22 protein-coding genes are annotated in these 19,500 nt (G+C 68.4%); 9 read left to right on the top strand and 13 right to left on the bottom strand.

Annotated features, from left to right (window positions below; translation table 11 throughout):
• The first annotated feature begins 8 nt into the window (after positions 1-8).
• The 7 genes from puhA (at position 9) to hemA (ending at position 5,483) form a co-directional block, all read left to right on the top strand.
• Positions 9-773 carry a photosynthetic reaction center subunit H gene (puhA, locus tag IEX88_RS10070; protein WP_188850480.1) on the top strand — a complete coding sequence of 255 codons (765 nt, stop codon included), beginning with the start codon at positions 9-11 and terminating at the stop codon, positions 771-773.
• Positions 773-1,453: a photosynthetic complex putative assembly protein PuhB gene (puhB, locus tag IEX88_RS10065; RefSeq protein WP_188850479.1), complete on the top strand. Its 681-nt coding sequence runs from the start codon at positions 773-775 to the stop codon at positions 1,451-1,453. The genes puhA and puhB overlap by 1 nt, the downstream gene beginning before the upstream one ends.
• Positions 1,450-1,935 (top strand): photosynthetic complex assembly protein PuhC, encoded by a 486-nt coding sequence (gene puhC / locus IEX88_RS10060; protein WP_188850478.1) that lies wholly within the window; start codon positions 1,450-1,452, stop codon positions 1,933-1,935. The genes puhB and puhC overlap by 4 nt, the downstream gene beginning before the upstream one ends.
• Positions 1,932-2,243 carry an O2-dependent cyclase accessory protein gene (locus tag IEX88_RS10055; RefSeq protein ID WP_188850477.1) on the top strand — a complete coding sequence of 104 codons (312 nt, stop codon included), beginning with the start codon at positions 1,932-1,934 and terminating at the stop codon, positions 2,241-2,243. The genes puhC and IEX88_RS10055 overlap by 4 nt, the downstream gene beginning before the upstream one ends.
• A complete protein-coding gene (gene acsF / locus IEX88_RS10050) occupies positions 2,240-3,307 on the top strand; it encodes a magnesium-protoporphyrin IX monomethyl ester (oxidative) cyclase (RefSeq protein WP_188850476.1) in 1,068 nt (355 codons plus the stop codon). The genes IEX88_RS10055 and acsF overlap by 4 nt, the downstream gene beginning before the upstream one ends.
• A 12-nt stretch (positions 3,308-3,319) precedes the next feature.
• Positions 3,320-4,171: a putative photosynthetic complex assembly protein PuhE gene (gene puhE, locus IEX88_RS10045; RefSeq protein ID WP_188850475.1), complete on the top strand. Its 852-nt coding sequence runs from the start codon at positions 3,320-3,322 to the stop codon at positions 4,169-4,171.
• A gap of 97 nt (positions 4,172-4,268) precedes the next feature.
• A complete protein-coding gene (gene hemA / locus IEX88_RS10040; RefSeq protein WP_188850474.1) occupies positions 4,269-5,483 on the top strand; it encodes a 5-aminolevulinate synthase in 1,215 nt (404 codons plus the stop codon).
• Between the two features lie 92 nt (positions 5,484-5,575).
• Here hemA and IEX88_RS10035 read toward each other — a convergent pair whose 3' ends face one another.
• The 13 genes from IEX88_RS10035 to IEX88_RS09975 form a co-directional block, all read right to left on the bottom strand.
• Positions 5,576-5,965 carry an ester cyclase gene (locus tag IEX88_RS10035; RefSeq protein ID WP_188850473.1) on the bottom strand — a complete coding sequence of 130 codons (390 nt, stop codon included), beginning with the start codon at positions 5,963-5,965 and terminating at the stop codon, positions 5,576-5,578.
• Positions 5,966-6,011: 46 nt separating this feature from the next.
• The gene (locus IEX88_RS10030) at positions 6,012-6,404 is read right to left on the bottom strand and encodes a GFA family protein (protein WP_188850472.1); all 393 of its coding nucleotides are present in this window, start codon (positions 6,402-6,404) and stop codon (positions 6,012-6,014) included.
• Positions 6,405-6,876: 472 nt separating this feature from the next.
• Positions 6,877-7,800: a photosynthetic reaction center subunit M gene (pufM, locus tag IEX88_RS10025; RefSeq protein WP_188850471.1), complete on the bottom strand. Its 924-nt coding sequence runs from the start codon at positions 7,798-7,800 to the stop codon at positions 6,877-6,879.
• Positions 7,801-7,902: 102 nt separating this feature from the next.
• On the bottom strand, positions 7,903-8,727 hold the full coding sequence (gene pufL / locus IEX88_RS10020) for a photosynthetic reaction center subunit L (RefSeq protein WP_188850470.1): 825 nt from the start codon (positions 8,725-8,727) through the stop codon (positions 7,903-7,905).
• Positions 8,728-8,847: 120 nt separating this feature from the next.
• Positions 8,848-9,036: a light-harvesting antenna LH1, alpha subunit gene (gene pufA / locus IEX88_RS10015; protein ID WP_188850469.1), complete on the bottom strand. Its 189-nt coding sequence runs from the start codon at positions 9,034-9,036 to the stop codon at positions 8,848-8,850.
• 12 nt (positions 9,037-9,048) lie between these two features.
• On the bottom strand, positions 9,049-9,264 hold the full coding sequence (gene pufB / locus IEX88_RS10010) for a light-harvesting antenna LH1, beta subunit (RefSeq protein ID WP_188850771.1): 216 nt from the start codon (positions 9,262-9,264) through the stop codon (positions 9,049-9,051).
• Between the two features lie 123 nt (positions 9,265-9,387).
• Positions 9,388-9,618: a hypothetical protein gene (locus tag IEX88_RS10005; protein WP_188850468.1), complete on the bottom strand. Its 231-nt coding sequence runs from the start codon at positions 9,616-9,618 to the stop codon at positions 9,388-9,390.
• Between the two features lie 47 nt (positions 9,619-9,665).
• Complete coding sequence (gene bchZ / locus IEX88_RS10000; protein WP_188850467.1) at positions 9,666-11,141, bottom strand: chlorophyllide a reductase subunit Z; 1,476 nt, start codon at positions 11,139-11,141, stop codon at positions 9,666-9,668.
• On the bottom strand, positions 11,141-12,784 hold the full coding sequence (bchY, locus tag IEX88_RS09995) for a chlorophyllide a reductase subunit Y (RefSeq protein WP_188850466.1): 1,644 nt from the start codon (positions 12,782-12,784) through the stop codon (positions 11,141-11,143). The genes bchZ and bchY overlap by 1 nt, the downstream gene beginning before the upstream one ends.
• Before the next feature lie 4 nt (positions 12,785-12,788).
• Positions 12,789-13,796 carry a chlorophyllide a reductase iron protein subunit X gene (locus IEX88_RS09990; RefSeq protein ID WP_188850465.1) on the bottom strand — a complete coding sequence of 336 codons (1,008 nt, stop codon included), beginning with the start codon at positions 13,794-13,796 and terminating at the stop codon, positions 12,789-12,791.
• Positions 13,793-14,728 carry a chlorophyll synthesis pathway protein BchC gene (bchC, locus tag IEX88_RS09985; RefSeq protein ID WP_188850464.1) on the bottom strand — a complete coding sequence of 312 codons (936 nt, stop codon included), beginning with the start codon at positions 14,726-14,728 and terminating at the stop codon, positions 13,793-13,795. Before bchC ends, IEX88_RS09990 begins: the two co-directional genes overlap by 4 nt.
• A gap of 153 nt (positions 14,729-14,881) precedes the next feature.
• Positions 14,882-16,066 carry a methyltransferase gene (locus tag IEX88_RS09980; RefSeq protein WP_188850463.1) on the bottom strand — a complete coding sequence of 395 codons (1,185 nt, stop codon included), beginning with the start codon at positions 16,064-16,066 and terminating at the stop codon, positions 14,882-14,884.
• A 5-nt stretch (positions 16,067-16,071) separates the two neighbouring features.
• Positions 16,072-16,950, bottom strand: coding sequence for a polyprenyl synthetase family protein (locus IEX88_RS09975; RefSeq protein WP_188850462.1), 879 nt, complete (start codon positions 16,948-16,950; stop codon positions 16,072-16,074).
• 67 nt (positions 16,951-17,017) lie between these two features.
• Here IEX88_RS09975 and crtD point away from each other — a divergent pair, with 67 nt between their 5' ends.
• Both crtD and IEX88_RS27380 read left to right on the top strand, forming a co-directional pair.
• A complete protein-coding gene (gene crtD, locus IEX88_RS09970; protein WP_244640023.1) occupies positions 17,018-18,616 on the top strand; it encodes a 1-hydroxycarotenoid 3,4-desaturase CrtD in 1,599 nt (532 codons plus the stop codon).
• The gene (locus IEX88_RS27380; protein ID WP_188850770.1) at positions 18,589-19,476 is read left to right on the top strand and encodes a carotenoid 1,2-hydratase family protein; all 888 of its coding nucleotides are present in this window, start codon (positions 18,589-18,591) and stop codon (positions 19,474-19,476) included. Before crtD ends, IEX88_RS27380 begins: the two co-directional genes overlap by 28 nt.
• Positions 19,477-19,500 lie beyond the last annotated feature (24 nt).

The raw sequence follows: 19,500 nt of genomic DNA, 5'->3' as shown, positions 1-19,500 counted from the left end.
AGACGGACATGGAAAGCAACTATCTGACCAGCTATCTCGACGTCGCGCAGGTCACCCTCTACGCCTTCTGGGCCTTCTTCTTCGGGCTCATCTTCTGGCTGCGCAAGGAGGACCGGCGCGAGGGCTATCCGCTCGAGACCGATCCCGGCGGACGTTTCCGGACGAACCACTATCTCTTGATGCCGAAGCCAAAGATCTTTCGGCTGCGCGACGGCTCGACCCGCCAGGCTCCCGATGGCCAGCGCGACACCCGCCCGATCGCCGCCCGCCGTGTCGCGAAATGGCCGGGCGCACCGATGACGCCGACCGGAAATCCCCTCGTCGACGGCGTCGGGCCGGCGGCCTGGGCGGAACGGGCCGACCGGCCTGATATCACCTGGGACGGCCGTCCCCGGATCGTTCCGTCGCGGGTCGAGCCGCATTATTCCGTCGCGTCCGGCGATCCCGACCCGCGCGGGCTCCCGGTGATCGCCGCCGACGGCCGGCTGGCCGGCACCGTCACCGACATCTGGGTCGACCGCGCCGAACACGTCGTACGCTATCTCGAAGTCAATTCCGGGCTCGGCGTCGGCGCGCTGCTGGTGCCGATGACGCTGGCAAAGGTCGGGCGGGACGACGTCAAGGTGAAGTCGGTCCTCGCCGCGCACTTCGCCCAGGCGCCGCGCACCAAGAGCGCCGACAGCGTGACGCTGCTCGAGGAGGACAAGGCCAGCGCCTACTTCACCGGCGGCCATCTCTACGCCACCGCCGGCCGGACGGAGGCGCAGCTGTGATGGAGGACCACGACGATTTCGCCTTCGAGCCGATCCCCGGCCTGCCAGACCACCTGCCGCCGGGCGAGACGCTGCTCTGGCAGGGCAATTCGGACTGGCGGTCCCTGGCGCTCTCGGCCTTTCACGTCCGCAAGGTCGCGGTCTATTTCGGCCTCGTCCTTCTCTGGCGCATCGCCACGGCCGGCGAGACGACGCTGACGGAGCAGCTGTTTTCCAGCGGCTGGATCCTCGCCGCGGCCGGCGCTTCCGTCGCCATCCTCTGCAGCCTGGCTTTCCTCTACGCCCGCGGCACGATCTACACGCTGACCAGCCGGCGCATCGTCATCCGCTCGGGGCTGGCTCTGCCGGTGACGTTCAACCTGCCTCTGGCGCTCGTGGAAAGCGCCGAGGTGACGCGGGCCCGCGGCTCCGTCGGCAGCATCGCGCTGGCCGTGACGCCGCCCAACCGCGTCGCCTTCCTGGTCCTGTGGCCCAACGCACGCCCCTGGCACGTCAACCGCCCCCAGCCCATGCTGCGCTGCATCCCCCACGTCGATGCAGTGGCCCGGCTGCTCGCCGAGACCCTGAGGGCGGGGATGGGCACGGCGCCCGTCCGCGCGCCCCGGCGCGGCTCCATCGCCGCGCCGCCGGCGTCGGTGCCGGCCGGCCGGGCGAGTCCGTTCGGGGAGGCGCACGGATGAGCCAGGCGCTCGACACCCCGCCGCGACAGGCGGGAACAACCCGAACGAAAGACCCGCATGCCAAGCCGGCGCTGGCCTGCGGCGGCATGATCGCCGTCGCCCTCGCGCTGGCCTTCTTCGGCCGGCACCCGCCGACGGTCGTGACGATCGACCCCACCGCCGTCAGCCGCTCCCTCGACCTCGCCTTCCGCGATCTGCCGGACGGCAGCGTCATGGTCGTCGACGCGACCACCGGCCAGGACATCCAGATCATCGCGCCGGGCGGCGGCGGCTTCGTGCGCGTGACCATGCGCAGCTACGCCCGGGAGCGGATGCAGCGGGGCCTGTCCGACGCCACGCCCTTCCATCTCGCCGAAATGACCGACGGCACCGTGTTCCTGCAGGACAGGCTGACCGGGCGGACCATGCATCTCAACGCCTTCGGGCCCGCCAATGTCGGCGCCTTCCGGGCGATCCTCGACCATGGGAGGGCGACGCGATGACGGTGAAACTCGGACTGTCGGACCTCGGGCGACGCCGCATCGAGGTTCCCTGCACGATCGAGATCGAGAACACTTGGGAGAGCCTGCACGCCCATGTCGATCTCGAGGGCATTGCCGTGGAGCCGGGCGACGAGGTGCATGTGCATGGCGAGCCGATCGTCGTGCCCTATGGCGAAACGCGCCTCCTGCACCGCACGGCGACCGTCACCAAGGCCAGCGCGCCGGAGCGGCTCTGGGTGAAGATGACCGGCGATTTCGAATTCATGGAACTCCTGGAATTCAGCTTCTCATCGGGAGAACGGCTATGACCATCGACACAATGTCGCTGCGCGCCCGCGACACCGACGGCATGGCGCGCGAAAGCACCCTGCTGTCGCCGCGCTTCTACACCACCGATTTCGACGCCCTCGACAAGATGGACGTCTCCGGCGTGCAGCGGGAATGGGACGAGCTCCTCGCCGAGATGGAATCCGACCCCAACCGCGGCCACTTCAAGCAGGACGAGCGCTGGGACCACATCGACTTCGAGGGTCTGCCCCCGGGGCTGCGCGACGAGTTCACCGACTTTCTCGTCTCCTCGCTCACCGCCGAATTCTCCGGCTGCGTGCTCTACAAGGAGATGAAAAAGCGCGGCACCAATCCCGAGATCGTGCGCCTCTTCTCCTATATGAGCCGCGACGAGGCGCGGCACGCCGGCTTCATCAACGACGCGCTGAAGGAGTTCGGCATCGGCGTCAATCTCGGCTTCCTGACCAAGGCGAAGAAGTACACCTACTTCCGGCCGAAATTCATCTTCTACGCCACCTATCTCTCGGAAAAGATCGGCTATTCCCGCTACATCACGATCTTCCGGCAGCTCGAACGGCACCCTGACCGCCGCTTCCACCCGATCTTCAAATGGTTCGAGAAGTGGTGCAACGACGAGTTCCGCCACGGCGAGGCCTTCGCGCTGCTGATGCGCGCCAATCCGGACTATCTGAAAGGGCTGAACCGGCTCTGGGTGCGGTTCTTCCTCGTCGCCGTCTACGCCACCATGTATGTCCGCGACCATGCGCGGCCGGAATTTCACAAAGCGCTCGGCATCGACCCGACCGACTACGACTACAAGGTCTTCCACCTCACCAACGAGATCACCCGCCAGGTCTTTCCGCTCGTTCTCGACATCGAGCATCCGAAATTCCGCGCCGGCCTCGAACGGCTCCGCCGCATCAACGACAAGGCTTCGGCCCTTCCCAAAGACCAGAAGCTCGGGACGCGGCTGCGCCGCGTCGGCCTCGGCGCGTCGGCGGCCCTCGCCTTCTCCAGGCTCTACCTCGTCCGCCCGAAATCCAACGCGCTGCCGGACACCAGCCGGCTCCAACCAGTCTGGTAGGGGGCGGGGCGCGTGACGGGCTATCTCTCGCCGATCTTCTTCGCCCTCTTCGTCTGGTGGTTCTCGACCGGCGCGATCATCTATCTCGACGGCCTGCCGCGCCGGACCTTCAAATGGAGCATGCTGGCGGCGACGGGCGCTTTCGGCGTCTCGCTCTACGGGTTGTGGGAGACCGGCGACGACGACAGCGTGCGCGGCGCCCATCTCGCCTTCGCCGCGGCGCTGGTCGCCTGGGGCTGGCACGAGATCAGCTTCTACATGGGCTATGTCACCGGCCCGCGGCAGCATGAATGCGCGGAAGGCTGCCGCGGCTGGAAGCATTTTGGCCACGCGCTGCAGGTCAGCCTCTGGCACGAGCTCGCGATCCTCATCTCCTTCGCCGTCATCGCCGCCCTCACTTTTGACGGCGCCAACGAGATCGGCCTGTGGACCTTCCTGATCCTGTGGGGGATGCACGAGAGCGCCCGGCTCAACGTCTTTCTCGGCGTGCGCAATCTCAACGCCCACTTCCTGCCGCCGCACCTCGCCTATCTCCGGAGCTTTCTGCGGGAAGCGCCGATGAACCTCCTGTTCCCGGTCTCGGTGACGGTCTCCACGGTGATTGCTTTCATGCTCATCTCGGCCGCGGCCACCGCTCCGACCGAGTTCGAGCAGACCGGCTACACCTTCCTCGCCACGATCATGACCGTCGCCGTGCTCGAGCACTGGTTCCTCGTCCTGCCGATCCCGGCCGAGGCGATGTGGAACTGGAGCATGAAATCGCGCGAGCGGCCGGGCCTCCCCGCACCGCGCCCGACCTGCGCGCATCGGTCGGACGCCCTCCGGGCGCCGCGGCCGGTCGCGGTGGCCGCCAACCCGGACTGAACGCCGAGGACAAGCCGCCGGCGGCCCACCATCTCGATGCCTGCCGAAATGCCAGCGCGGCCGAAACAAAAGCGCCGCCCACGCCAGGAGGAAACACATGGACTTCGAAGCGATCTTCGCGACGCGGATCGACGACCTCCACCGCGAGGGCCGCTACCGCGTCTTCGCCGAGCTGGAACGCCGGGCGGGCGATTTTCCAAGAGCCCGGCGCCATCATGGCGGCGGCACCAGCGACGTCACCATCTGGTGCTCCAACGACTATCTCGGCATGGGCCAGCATCCCAAGGTCATCGCCGCCATGCATGCCGCGCTCGACAGCTGCGGCGCCGGCGCCGGCGGCACGCGCAACATTTCCGGCTCGGCGCACGAGCACGTGCTGCTCGAGCGCGAACTCGCCGACCTGCACGGCAAGCAGGCCGCCCTCCTCTTCACCTCGGGCTATGTCTCGAACTGGGCCGCGCTGTCGACGCTGGGATCCGAAATCCCGGGCTGCGTGATCTTTTCCGACGAGGGCAACCATGCCTCGATGATCGAGGGTATCCGCCATTCCCGCGCCGAAAAGCGGTTGTGGAAGCACAATGACCCGGCCGATCTCGACCGGCTCCTGTCAGAATACGGGCCCGAGGTGCCAAAGCTCGTCGCCTTCGAATCCGTCTACTCCATGGACGGTGACATCGCGCCGATCGCCGCGATCTGCGACGTCGCGGAAAAGCACGGCGCGATGACCTATCTCGACGAGGTCCATGCCGTCGGCCTCTACGGCCCGCGCGGCGGCGGCATCGCCGAGCGCGACGGCGTCATGCACCGCCTGACCCTCATCGAGGGCACGCTCGGCAAGGCCTTTGGCGTCGTCGGCGGCTATGTCGCGGCGTCGGCAAAACTCTGCGATTTCATCCGCAGCTTCGCCTCCGGCTTCATCTTCACCACCGCGCTGCCGCCCGCCGTCGCCGCCGGCGCCAGGGCCTCGGTGATGCATTTGAAGCAGAGCCCGTTCGAGCGCGCCCGCCACCGCGACCGCGTCGCCCGGGTGCGCAGCCGGCTGCAGGGTCTGGGCATTCCGATGCTCGACAACCCCAGTCACATCGTGCCAGTCATGGTGGGCGATCCCGTGAAGTGCAAATGGATCAGCGACCAGCTGCTCGACCAGCACGGGATCTACATCCAGCCGATCAACTACCCGACCGTGCCGCGCAAGACCGAGCGCCTGCGCATCACCCCCTCGCCGCTGCACTCGGACGAAGACATCGACCATCTCGTCGACGCCCTCTCCGGCCTCTGGTCGCAATGCGCCATGGCGCGGGCGGTGGCGTGAAGCGGGGTACACCCCACATCGCGGGACGGGACGGGCAAGACGGCAGCTCTGGCTTGCGAAGGGAATACGTGCGCCGCTCCGGATGCGCCGCTTCACGAAAGCTGAGCCTCGATGGCAGCCTTGTCGATGACCGACCACACCGCCTTGATCCGGTCGCCGGCAAATTCGTAGAACACGTTCTCCGTGAGGGATACGCGCCGGCCGCCGATGTCGAGGCCGAGAAATCGGCCGACCGGCGTGCAGTCGAAAATCAGGCGGCTGGCGATCAGAGGCGGATCGCATGCGAGAAGCTCGACCTCGAAACGCAGGTCGGGAATCTCCCGAAAATCCCGCTCCAGCATGTCACGATAGCCCGACAGGCCGACGGACCGACCGTTGTGTGACACCGCCTCATCGACGAAACGCCCGAGCTGCGGCCAATCCCTTGCGTTGAGACAATCGATGTAGCGGCGATAGATCGCCGAAAGACTGGAATCTGTCACTGCAGGTGTCCTGCTTGTCGTTCAGGTGCAGCCCCGAGAGAGGCCATCAATCGAATCCGTCATGCTGCGGAAGATCGTCGGTGATGTCGTACCAGGGCGCCTTCGATCCGACGAAGATGTGGTGCGTCGGCCGGATGCTCGGCGCGTCGACGAGCGTGCCCATGGGAACATGGACGAAGGTCCCCTCCCGGACGGTGGCGTAGAGCAGCGAGCCACACTTGCCGCAGTGGCGGTATTGCGCCTCGTCACCATAGCGGACGGTGCTCTCCTCCCCCTCGACGATCGCGATCTTCCCGATCTCGATCCCCGCTAGCGGCTTGAAGGCGGACCCTGTCGCCCGCCGGCAGTTCGAGCAGTGGCAGTTCACGGCGTAGGCAAAGGCGTCCTCCACCGCGTAGGTAACCGCCCGGCATCGGCACTGGCCCTTGAGGATCTTCATCGACGTGTCTCCCCCACTGCCCGTACCGCCGGCCATACCGCCTGCCGGGGGCAATCCGCCGCCCTTCAGGACCCGGCCCCGAGTCCGCGGCCCCTCAGAATAGTCATTCCCGGGCTTGACTGGAGAACCGATGCCGAAACGCCGGACAAGCCCAATCGGGGTCCGAACGCCTCATTTTGATCCCGCTGAAGTCCGGCTCCGACATGGCATGGGTCCTCGGATCAAGTCCGAGGATGACTAATTCTGAAGAGCCGCTGCCGAGACAACGGCGGACGGTCGCCGGCATCATAGAGCGCATCTTTCAGACGCCGCTATCTGACGCCGCGCGCGGATCATATAGCTCAGGAGTGCCTACGCGGCGCACAGACGGCGTTTTCAGCCCGAAATCGTCCCGCCCCTGAAACGGGGACGACCGGCTCCGCTCATGCGGGCCGGCCGTCAAGATTACCCGGAAACTCTCCTCGCTGGCGGCCTACAGCGGCGCGAGGCCGTGTTTCTGGCCCCATTCGAACCAGTTGTCGACGACGGTGCCGCTGAGGAGGATGCCGATGGCGCCGGTCAGGGGGCAGAGGACCGCGAACCACCAGGCCCAGCGATGGATGGATTCGAACGTAGCGTTGAAGCCCATGGTCCAGCGCCAGAACAAAGCGGCGCGCTCGGCCGCCGTGCCGCGGTCGACGATCTGCTCGATCTCGCGCTCGCCACCGAGGCGGCTGACGGCGAGGATCGTCGCGCCGTGCATGGCGAACAGCACGGCCGATCCGTAGAGGAAGACGATCGAGAGCATGTGGAAGGGATTGTAGAAGAGATTGCCGTGGTTCAGCGAGAAATTGTTGGTCCAGTCGAGATGCGGGAAGATGCCGAACGGCACCGCCTCGCTCCACGAGCCCATCAGGATCGGCCGGATGAAGCCGAGGCTGAGATAGAGGAAGATCGCCGCGGCGAAGGCCCAGGGAATATGGGTGCCGAGCCCCAGTGCCCGCGCCCGCCGGTACATCCGCGCCCACCACAGGAGGATCGCCGTGGTCAGGAAGAAGCCAGCCATCAACCACCAGCCGCCTTCCTTCAGCGGCGGGAAGATTTTCAGCCCGTGCTCGGGCAGCGGCGGATCGAGCGACAGCCAGAAGAACTGTTTGATGAATTCCTGCGGGCTCCAGTTCACCTTGGCCAGCATGTTGAGACCGATGATCTCGATCGCGACGAAGCCGCACATCAGCGACGCCAGCCCGAGAATGCCGAGGTAGAACGGCCCGATCTGCGCGTCGCCGATCTTGCCGAGCCAATAGGAATAGCGGACTTTTCCTTCTCTCTGCCAGACGGTCGTTCGGATCGGTACGCCTTGATCGACCTCGCCGCGCAGCTGCACCCGCGTGAAAATGTTCTGATATTCGGCCATGGAGGCCTCCTCGCCCCATCAGGGAAAGCGCCGGGCGCCTTCCGTTAAAGCTCGAACTTCATGATCGGGACCGCCGGCCGGCCCCGGGCCGATCGGAAGCGCTCAGCTCCAGATCGGAATGCGCTGCCACCAGTCCCACCATTCCGGCCAGCCCTCGGCCCACAGCGGACCGGAGATGACGATGCAGACGGCGCTGAAGAAGGAGGCGGAGACGGCGAGGAAGAGGCCGAGACGGTGGATGCCGAGCGTGCCGATGGAATAGCCGATCGTGTCGCGGAAATAGGCGTTCTCGTGCTCGGCCGTCTTCACAAAGCCGCCCTTGCCGGGGTTCGTCGCCGACAGGATCAACCCGCCATGCAGCGCCAGCGCCAGGCAGTTGGTGAAGAAGAAGGTGATGGCCACCATGTGGACCGGGTTGTAGTGGAAATTGCCGTACTGGTAGCCGGTGTTGGACACCCAGTCCAAATGCGTGATGATGCCGTAGGGAAAGCCGTTGGCCCAGGCGCCCATCAGCACCGGCCGGATCACGACCAACGTCACATAGGCGAGGATGGCGAAGCTGTAGGCCCAGGGAATGTGCATCCCCATGCCGAGCTTGCGGGCGATCTCCGCCTGGCGCATGGCCCAGGATCCGAAGGCGCCGATGGCGCAGATGGTGATCACCTGCCACAGGCCGCCCTCCTTCAGCGGGGCGAAGCCGAGGCCCACCTCCGGGGCGGGCGGGTTGATGCTGATCTGCCAGAGGTTCCAGGTCGGACCCAGCGCCGCGCCGTAGACGATGAGCAGCGTGCCGAGCGTGGCGAAGAAGATGGTGGTGACCCCGAAGAAGCCCACCCAGAACGGGCCGATCCAGAAATCGAAGAGGTCGCCGCCGATCAGGGTGCCGCCCCGCACCCGGTATTTCCGTTCAAAGCTGAGCATGGCCATGGGCCTATCCTTCCCTGAAACAGCTTTTGCACGGCGTCGGCCCCCCCGGCGCCGGGGGCGCGGGCGACGGGGCTTGCCGGCCGCCCGCACATCTTTCGTCTGGTCGGGCCGGTCGCCCGGTCAGGCCACGTCCACCGTCTGTTCGATCGTCAGCGAAGCCGCCGGCGCGGGCGCCTGCGGGCCTTCCAGCCAGTTGAACCGGTTGGTGCTGAGCAGGATGAAGTGAATCACCAGCGCCAGGATGAACAGGAACAGGAACAGGGAGATCAGCGTCCGGCGGGGATCGAAGAGAAGCCAAACTTTCCACATGTCGGTTCCCTCCTAGCTCAGCATGGTGAGGACGGTGCCGGCAGCGTTCCGGACTCCGTCTTCGAGCATGGCGTAGCCATTGGGACCGGGCAGCCAGGGGCGCCACATCCAGGCAAGGATATGGGCGACCACGGCAACACCGACGAAGACCAGGAAACTGGTCACGAAGATGCTGTGGAATTCCTTGGCTTCCGCTTCGGTCATGCCGGAAACGGGACCATCGTGCATTGACATGTCTACCTCCTTCTCCAGGCCTTTCGGCCAGCTGCCGCACGAACCATGCGGCCGGCTTGCCACCGCCCTTCCGGGCCGTGGCGCTTTCCGGACGTCGCCGGCCGGAAATCCTACCGTTCACATGAAGGCGAACGGGATGCAGGCCGCCGTCGCCGCCTTCGCCTCGGCGAAGACCGAGCGCCGGGGCGCGTCGCCAAGGGACGGGCGGCTTCCCCCCGCGATGCGCTCCACGATCGTCGTCATCAGCATGGGCAGGTAGGCGACACAGAAGATGAGCCAGTATTCCCGGCTTTCGGCGCGCCGGCGGCTGAGATAATCGGAATGCTTGTGGGTCTGGGTAACGGCCATCGACTTTTCTCCCCTCAGATCCCCAGTAGCCGGCGCGGGTCTCCGCGTCAGGCCGGCTCGGGCGAACGTTCCAATGTTGCTGCCACGCGCATGACGCTCACCCGGCTTTCGCCGGACCGTCGCGCCTGTTCCTCCACTCGGTCGCGCAGCCGCTTGGCGGCGGAGATCCGGACCAGCACCGGCTGTGCGGCGATCTCGTCGTCCATCATCGCCAGCGCGTCGGCGTCCCACGGCAGCTCGCGGTGCAGACGGCTCGCCGTCGGCTCGACCTTGTCGAGCTCGGCCGCCAGCGGCAGGATCCTGAACAGCGCGTCGAACAGCGCGTTGCAGACCTCCTGGACGATGTAGGTGGCGCCGGAATAGCCCATGAACGGCGTGCCGGTGTGGCGCCGGATGATGGCGCCGGGAAACGACGCCGGGATGTAGGACGAGCGCCCTCCCGCCTCGGAGGCATACATGCGCTCGTTGAACGAGCCGAAGAGCACCAGCGGCGCCTTGCTCTGGACGGCCTTGCGGACCGCGTCGTTGTCGGTCTTCTCGCCGGCGCGCCGGGCGATGGCGAAGGCGCAGGGAAAACCCATGTCCGTCTCGAGGAAATGCCGGACGCCCCGCGCGTAAGTCTCATTGGCGACGATGCCGAAACTGGCGGTGGCGAAAAAGTCCTGCGTCACCGAGCGCCAGAGGTCCCAGAGCGGCTTGATCGTCGTCATTTTCTCCCGGGCGATGAAGGGCTCGGTATCGACGCCCGTCAGTTCGCCCAGCCGGCGCAGGAAGGCGGTCGTCGAATGCAGCCCGATCGGCGCCTGCAGATAGGGTTTTCCCAGCGCCTCGCAGAGCTTTCGCCCGAATTCGCGGTAGAGGCAGACATTGACTTCGGCGTCGGCCAGCCGGCCGACATCGGCGATATCGGTGCCGAGCGGGAAGACGAGATTCACCTCGCAGCCGATGCCTTCGACGAGCCGTTTGATCTCGGCGAGGTCCGACGGCATGTTGAAGATGCCGTAGATCGCGCCGATGATGTTCACGCGCGGCTTTCTGGCCGGCGCTTCGCTTGCCTGTCCCTGGGTTTTCGGCGTCTTGATAACGGGCCGCTTCGGCTTCTTCTGGCCAAATTCCTTCCACAGCCAGGACAGCGCCCGGTCGGCGGTCTGCCACTGGTCCTCGTCGATGGTGCGCGGCAGGAAGCGCATGATGCGCGTGCCCTCGGGCGTCACCCCGCCGCCGATCATTTCGGCGATCGAGCCGGTGACGACGACGCTGGGCTTCTGCGGATCCAGCACCGCATGCGCCCGCTTCATCGCCCCTTCCGTGCCCTTCTGCCCCAGTTCCTCCTCGCCGAGCCCGGTGACGACGATCGGCAGTTCGTGCGGCGGCAGCGCGTCGGTGTAGTGCAGCACCGAGGTCACCGGCAGGTTCTCGCAGCCGACGGGACCGTCTATGATCACCTGCAGCCCCTTCACCGCGGTGAAGACGTAGACCGCCCCCCAATAGCCGCCGGCGCGATCGTGATCGAGGACGAGCATCAAAAGTCCTCCATCGCGACGGAGGTCTTGGCCGCCACCAGCGGCGCCGTCGGGGCCAGGGCCGATGGCGCGCTGGGAAGGCGCATCGCGTCCGGCCAGACCCCCGTGGTATGGCCGGTGCCGACGCCTTCGAAGAAGGCCGTCATGGTGTCGAACCGCTGCTGATTGCCGACCGCGGCATTGACGACGGCGGCAAGCGAGCCGGCGCCGGCCGGGCCCATCAGCGGGCGGGCCGAGATCAGATTGGTGAAGTAGAGCGCCGGAATGCTCTTCTGCTTGGCGTGCTGAACGACCGGCGTCGTGCCGATGGCGAGTTGCGGGGCAAAGCTGTCGACCGCCGCGATGTCCTTTTCGAGCGACGCCCGGAATTCGACATGCACGCCCTGCGCGGCGAGCCAGTCGGCATCCTCCGCGTTCCACCGCGTCTTCGGGCAGGCGGTGCCGACATAGCGCAGGTCCGCGCCCGACTCCTTCAGGAGCCGCCCCACGATCAGCTCCGATCCCTCGTAGCCCGACAGCGTGATGCGCGCGGTGATCGGCGCCGAGTCGAGTGCCGCGCGCGTCGCGGCGAGGATCGGGGCCTTGGCGGCGTCGACCTTGGCGGCGGGGATGCCACAGGCGGCGCCAATGGCGTCGAGCCAGGCGGCGGTGCCGGCGACGCCGACCGGCGCCGAGCCGACGACGCCGCGGCCGGCCGCCCCGAACTCGCGCACGCTGGCCGTGTAGAAGGGATGGAGGGCCGCAACGACGGCGCAGTCGAGCGCCGCGTAGAGCTCGCGCCATTCGCGCGTCGGCACGACCGGGCCGGCGGCGAGACCCATCGGCTCCAGCATGCGGCCAATGGCGACGGGATCGGCCGGAAAGATCTCGCCGAGCAGCGTCACCGTCGGCAGGCTGGAGCGGCCGCCGCGCGGCTCCGGCACCGGGCCGGCGGCCACTTCGTGGCGGGCATAGGCGAGCATCGCGGCGGCCAGGACGTCCTTGGCCTCGGCATGCGTCGGCACGCCGAAACCCGGCACGTCGATGCCGATGACGCGCACGCCGTTGATCTCCTTCGGCAGCGCCCTGAGCGGCACGCCGGACGCCGTCGGCACACAGAGATTGGTGACGATGATCGTGTCGTAGAGCGCGGGGTCGGCGAGGAGGTGCACCGCGTCGCGGATGTCCTCGTAGAGCTTGCCGGTGACGAGCGTCTCCGAATTGAACGGGACATAGCCGACGGTGCGCTTGGCGCCGTAGAAATGCGAGGTGAAGGTGAGGCCGTAGACGCAACAGGCCGAGCCCGACAGCACCGTTGCCGTGCGCCGCATCCGCAGCCCGACCCGGAGCGAGCCGAAGGCCGGGCACATCGACTGCGGCTGGTCGTGAGGCCCGAGCGGATAATCGGTGCGCAGCGCCTCCAGCAGTTCGCCATTGCCCGCGGCCTCGGCCGCCCGCGTGAGCTCCGCCTTGCCACCGTGGCAGCCTGCCCCCTCCGCCAGCGCCGGCGCGACCGCAGCTTGCGGTGCGCCGCCAGCGTCCAGGCCCGATGCCGCTCTCACGCTCTCGGCGGCCGCGCCGTCGAGCACGGCCAGCCCGGCGCGGTCGTAGACGACCTCCTGCGGGGGCGGATCTCGGTGGGGGATGGTGGGGCGCTCGTTCATCGCCTCAGACCGCGTCGTAGACGACTTCGAGGGACGGCCGGGTAACGACAATCCCGCCGCGCATGTCGGCCTGGCTCGCCGGCTCCAGCACGACGTTGCCGCCGGTCTGGTCGCAGGAGAAAAGGCCGAGCAGCTGGTCCTGCGTCAGCGGCACCGGGCGCTGCGGCAGGGAGGTCGCGACATTGGCCGCCAGTTCCTCGAACAAAGGCCCCCAGCGCGTGCCGGGCTCGCCGATGATCTGGTAGTTGGCGCTCTTCTTGCGGATGTCGTCGTCGGCGGGAATGGCCGCGAGAACCGGGATGCCAGCCGCTTCGGCAAAGGCCGCGGCCTCGCCGGTGCCGTCGTCCTTGTTGATGACCATGCCGGCGACGCCGACATTGCCGCCGAGCTTGCGGAAATAATCGACCGCCGAGCAGACATTATTGGCGACGTAAAGCGACTGCAGGTCGTTGGAGCCGACGACGATGACCTTCTGGCACATGTCACGGGCGATCGGCAGGCCGAAGCCGCCGCAGACGACGTCGCCGAGAAAGTCGAGGAGGACGTAGTCGAAACCCCAGTCGTGGAAGCCGAGCTTTTCCAGGAGCTCGAAGCCGTGGATGATGCCGCGGCCGCCGCAGCCGCGCCCGACCTCGGGCCCGCCGAGCTCCATGGCGAAGACGCCGCCCTTCTTGAAGCAGACGTCGCCGATCTCGACCTCCTCGCCGGCCGCCTTCTTGCGTGACGAGGTCTCGATGATGGTCGGGCAGGCGCGGCCGCCGAACAGCAGCGAGGTGGTGTCGCTCTTCGGATCGCAGCCGATGAGGAGCACGCGTTTTCCCTGCTGCGCCATCATGTGCGAGAGGTTGGCGAGGGTGAAGCTCTTGCCGATGCCGCCCTTGCCGTAGATGGCGATGATCTGCGTTTCCTTCTTGGCTTCGCCCGTCGGCACGGCATCCGGCTCGAAAGCCGCCTCCGCCCGGACGCTGTCGACGAGGGCCTGCAGCCCGCTTTGCGGTGTCAGCGCGTTCATGCCGCCTTCCTCCAGTCGAGCACCATTTTCAGGCAGGCCGGATCGGTGAAGGCCGTGGTGTAGGCGGCCTCGAATTGATCGGGCGAATGGGTGTGGGTGATGAAGCCGTCGAGCGACAGCCGGCCGGCGGAGAGCATCTCGCCCACCGCCACGAGGTCGTTGCGGCGGAACTCGGCCGCGACGCGGATGGAGGCTTCGCGCATGAAGGCGGGCGGAAAGGCGAAGGACAGGCGGTCGTAGAAGCCGGCGAGGACGATTTCGCCGCCGGGGGCCAGGCGCTGCACCAGGCTGTCGAGGATCGCGCCATCGCCGCTGACGTCGCAGATGCGGCGGTAGTCGCGGCGCGCGTCTTCTTCCGGCGCGACGACTCGGTAGTCCTCGCCACCCGCCCTTCGGGCCGGATTGGTCTCCCAGACCGTCGGGGCATGGCCGCCGGCGACCACGATGCGGGCGATCAGCCGGCCGAGCACGCCATGGCCGACGATGAGTTCGGGCGCCTTGCGGGTATCCGGGCAGACCGCGTGATGGGCGGTCGCCGCGAGTGCCAGGAGGACGGCCCGTTCGCCGAGGCTCTCGTCCACCGGCATGACCTTGGCGCCGGCGACGACGACGCGCGAGGCGGCGCCGCCGAACAGGCCGCGCGCCTCGCGGTAGCAGTTGGCGCCGGGCACGAAGACCCGCTCGCCGGTCCGGCGGCCGCTCTCCCGTCCCGCCTCGACGATCCGGCCGATCGACTCGTAGCCCGGGACCAGCGGATAGCCGAAGCCGGGAAAGGGCGGCATGGAACCCGACCACAACAGCTTTTCGGTGCCGGTCGAAATTCCCGTCCATTCCATCTCGACGACGACGTCCTCGGGACCGGGATCGTTCAGTCCGAGCTGCGACAGGGCCAGTCGGCGCGGGCCTTCGAGAATGATCGCCCAGGCATCCATCTCGCTCGCCCTCCCCGCTTCGTCTTTTCCAGATGTCCGGCGTGATCTTGATGTCTGCCGGTGGTGAATGTCAGATTATATTGACGGTCAGAGTTGTCAAATAGATTGTACACTTTGTCCAGGGATCGTGCCCACGCAGTCCAGGGCGGGCGCTCAGCGCGCCGTCGTTGGACGCGCGGAAACAAGGCGGGCGATCATCGGCGTGTGGGTCGGATGAACCGTCGCGCCGTCGAAGCCGGCCTGCGTCAAAAGGGCGACGATCTCCGGCAGGGTGCGCGGGCGACCCTGGCCCATGGCGAGGAGATAGAAGCCGAAATAGGCGTCGCCGCTGGCCCGCGCGCCGGGCGTCCCCGCCATCGGCTCGGCGACGAGCAGCACGCCGTCCGGCGCGATCGCCCGGCGCACCGCCCTCAGCAGGCGCAGAACCTCGGCGTCATCGTGATCGTGCAGGATGCGGTTGAGGGTGACGAGATCGGCGCCCGTCGGCAGGGGATCGGCGAGAAAGCTGCCCGCGGTCACCGTCGCGCGGGCGGCGAGGCCCGCGGCCGCCAGCCGGCCTTGCGCGATTCGGGCGACCGCCGGCAGTTCGAAAAGGGACAGGGCGAGATGCGGCGCCCGCGCGCCGGCGGCGACGAGAAAGGAGGCGTCGCCGCCGCCGACATCGAGCAGCCGCCGATGCCGGTCGAGCGGATAGGCGTCGAGGATTTCGGCCGCGACCATCGCCTGCGACGCCCCCATCAGCGCGGTGTAGCCGGCAACGCTTGGCGGATCGTCATGGCCGCCGGGCCCGTCGTTTTCGGGGGCGCCCCGGTCGGCATAGCTCCAGAAGCGGTTCAGCTCGGCCCGGCGGCGCCCCGAGAGAAGGGCGATGGGATCCTCCAGATCGCGGTAGAGCATGTCGTGATGCGCGATCATCGCCGTGACGCCCGGATTGCCCACCATCGCGGCGCCGAGCGGGCCGAGCGCGAAGCGGCCGTCGCGCCGCTCCTCCAAAAGATCCAAGGAGGCTGCCGCGCGCACGAGGCGCAGCGCCCCGTCCAGCGGCAGGCCGGTGCGGCCGGCGATCGCTGCCGGCGCCAGCGGGCCCGGCGCCAGGAGATCGAAGAGCTCGGCGCGCACGCAGGCGCGCAGGATCTGCGCATAGACGAAGCCGGCGGCCAGGTCGAACAGCGCGGCGGCCTGCCGGCGAGCGAAGGGCCGCGTCAGGAAGAAACGCGCGGCAAAGCGGCGAAAGCCCGGATCGGCGACCTTGCGATTGCGCAGGTCGCGCAGACGGTCGAGCCAGACGGCCAGCATCGACGCCGCCGGAACGGGATGCGGGAGCGGCTCGGCCGTCATCGCCGTCAGGCCGCGTGCTGCGCGGCTTCCTTCGGCAGGAAGCGGCTCGCCTGCGCCCGGATCTGGGCGCGCAGGGCGTCCGCCCCGGCGCAGTCCGGCACACGCTCGGCCGCCTCTTCGACCAGCGCCATCAGCCGCCGCGCGGCGCCGCCGATGCCGAATTCCTGCACGGCGCTCGGCCGTCCGTGGAAGACGTCCTGCCCCACCGGCTTGCCGAGGGCCCGCGCCTCGCCGACGACGTCGGCGATGTCGTCGGCGACCTGGTACGCTTCGCCCAGAAGATGGCCCGTCGCCCCCCAGGGCTCCGCCGCGCATCCCGCCGCCGCCGCGCCGGCCATCGCCGCCCCGGCAAACAGCGCGCCGGTCTTGGCCCGCTGGTAGAGCCCGAGATCGGGCGCCGCCTCGCTTTCCCAGCCCTGTCCGGCGACGATGCCGTGCGGCATGCCGACGGACCGCGCGATGATCAGCGACAGGCTGGCGGACCGGACAGGGTCAGCGACGGCCGCCATCGCCACCGTCTCGAAGGCGAGCGTGATCAGGCCATCGCCGGCGAGCAGTGCCAGCGCCTCGCCATGGGCGGCATGCACGGATGGCCGCCCCCGCCGCATCATCGCGTTGTCGAAGCAGGGCATGTCGTCGTGCACCAGCGAGGCGCAGTGCAGAAACTCGACCGCCGCGGCCGCCGCGCCGGAAACCAGGGGCTGGTCGTCGCCGCAGGCGAGCGCGACGGAAAGGCAGAGCCGCGGCCGGATGCGCTGGCCGCCGGGAAACACCGCATGCGTCAGCGCCGCGGCCAGACGCGGCGGTGCCGCCGAACCGGTCACCCGGGCCAGCGACCGGAGGAGACTGTCCTCGATCCTGGTTGAAACATCCTCTCCCGGCATTGCCGCTTCCTCCCGGTGTCAATTTGTGTAGACTAGGATGCATGTAAATCATTTTGGACACAAGTCTGTGCGCGGCATCCCGGACACCGCCTCCCGCAACACACCGTCCCGGCGCGTCGTCGTCGTTGGCGCCGGGGTCGGCGGGCTGGTCAGCGCTCTTCTGCTCAGCGCCTCGGGGCTCGAGGTGACTGTCGTCGAGCGGGCCGCCCGCGCCGGAGGCAAGCTGCGGGAGATCGACGTCGCCGGCCAGGGCATCGATTCCGGCCCGACCATCTTCACCATGCGCTGGGTGTTCGAGGCGATTTTTGCCGCCGCCGGCGCGCGGCTCGAGGATCATCTCTCCCTCGCCAAGGCGGGCATCCTCGCCCGCCACTCCTTCGACGACGGCTCGGTCTTCGATCTCCACGACGATCTGGAAAAAACCGTCGAGGCCGTGGAAAGGCTGGCGGGCGCGGCGGAGGCCAAGGGCTACCGCGCCTTCTCAGCGCGCACCGAAGAGGTGTTCCACACCTTGAACGGCAGCTTCATGGAGCACCCGGCGCCGAGCCCTCTGGGGCTCGCCCGAGCCTCCGGCCTGGGCGGGCTCGCCGCGCTGTCGCGCATCCAGCCCTTCACGCCGCTGTCGGCCGTCATCGCCCGCTATTTTCGCGACCCGCGGCTGCGCCAGCTGTTTGGGCGCTACGCGACTTATTGCGGCGCCTCGCCCTTCCACGCGCCGGGCCCCCTGATGCTGATCGCGCATGTCGAGCGCCTCGGCGTCTGGCTGGTGGACGGCGGCATGGCGCGCCTGGCCGGGGCGCTGGAGCGGCTGGCGTCGGAGCGCGGCGCCGTGTTCCGCTATGGCACCGAAGCTTCGGAAATCGCGGTCGGCCAAGGCCGGACGACCGGCGTGCGGCTGCGCTCGGGCGAGCTCCTGCAGGCCGATGCGGTCGTCTTCAACGGCGATCCCATGGCGCTGGCGACCGGCCTTCTCGGCACCGCGGCGCGGCCCGCTTTGCCATCCTGGCCGAAGTGCGATCGCTCCCTGTCGGCCCTCACCTTCTCGATGCGCGCACGAACCCATGGCTTTCCGCTGTCGCGCCACACGGTGTTCTTCTCGGCCGACTACGCGCGCGAGTTCGACGACCTGCTCGTCCGCCAGCGCCTGCCCGAGGATCCGACGATCTACGTTTGCGCCCAGGACCGCGACGCCGGCGACGGACCGGCGCCGCAGGGGCCGGAGCGGCTGTTTCTCCTCGTCAATGCGCCGGCCACCGGCGACAGCAGTCCCTTCAGTCCAGCGGAGATCGCGTCATGCGAGACACGGGTGATGCAGCGGCTGGCGCGCGCCGGCCTGACCTTGTCGGATGGGATGGCGGCGCCGGTGACGACGGCGCCGGCGGACTTTGCGGCGATGTTTCCGGCGACGGGGGGCGCCCTCTACGGGCGGGCCTCGCGCGGCTGGGCCTCGTCCTTCCAGCGCCCGAGCGCGCGGACGAAGCTGAAGGGCCTCTATCTCGCGGGTGGCGGGGTCCATCCGGGGCCGGGGATTCCGATGGCGGCGCTGTCGGGCCGGCACGCCGCCGTGTCGCTGATGGCGGATTTGGCTTCGACCGCGCCGTCCCGCAAGGCGGCTACCTCTGGTGGTATCTCGATGCGATCAGCGACGACGGACGTAACGCCCTGACCGTCATCGCCTTCGTCGGCAGCGTCTTCTCGCCCTATTACGCGGCCGCGCGCCGCCGGGGCCCGGCCGACCCGCTCGACCATGTCAGCATCAATGCCATCCTCTACACGCCACGCGGCAAGTACTGGTCCCTCACCGAGCGGGGAAAGGGACAGCTCGATCGGCGCGCCGACCGCCTCGCCATCGGGCCGAGCAGCCTGACCTGGACGGGCGGGCGGCTCGTCATCGACATCGACGAGTGGACCGTTCCGCTGCCGCGGCGCCTCCGCGGCCGCATCACCGTCGAGCCGGGGCCGGTGTTCGCCGAAACCCATCGTCTCGACGAGGCCGGCCGCCACCGCTGGCGCCCGATCGCGCCCTGCGGCCGCGTCGACGTCGCCTTCGACCGGCCCGGCTTGGCGTGGCAGGGCGGCGCCTATGTCGACATGAACGTAGGGGCCGAGCCGCTGGAGGCGGGATTTCGGCGCTGGGGCTGGGCGCGCGAGGACGACGCCGGGACCACCCGCATCCGCTACGATCTCGTCGGCCGCAGCGGCGACCGCCGCCGCCTCGCCTTCGAATACGGGTGCGATGGCCGCATGCAGGCGATCGAGCCGGCGCCGATGCACAGGCTGGCGCGCACCGGCTGGCGCGTCGCGCGCGAGGCGGGCGGCGCAGCGCCGCCCCGCGTCCTGCGCACGCTCGAGGACACGCCCTTCTACAGCCGCTCCATGCTCGGCTGCGCCGGCGCCGGCGCCGAAAGGCGGGCGATCCACGAGACGGTGGATCTCGACCGATTTTCGGCGCGCTGGGTGCAGATGCTGCTGCCCTTCCGGATGCCGCGCTGGACACGAGGATCGGCAGGGGGAAGCGGCCGCTGAAACAGGGTAGCCCGATCCCGGCTT

It is taken from the genome of Aureimonas glaciei (genome assembly GCF_014643375.1).
Lineage (GTDB): Bacteria > Pseudomonadota > Alphaproteobacteria > Rhizobiales > Rhizobiaceae > Plantimonas > Plantimonas glaciei.
Note: the sequence above shows the minus strand (reverse complement) of the source record. Positions and strands in the feature narration are given on the sequence as shown.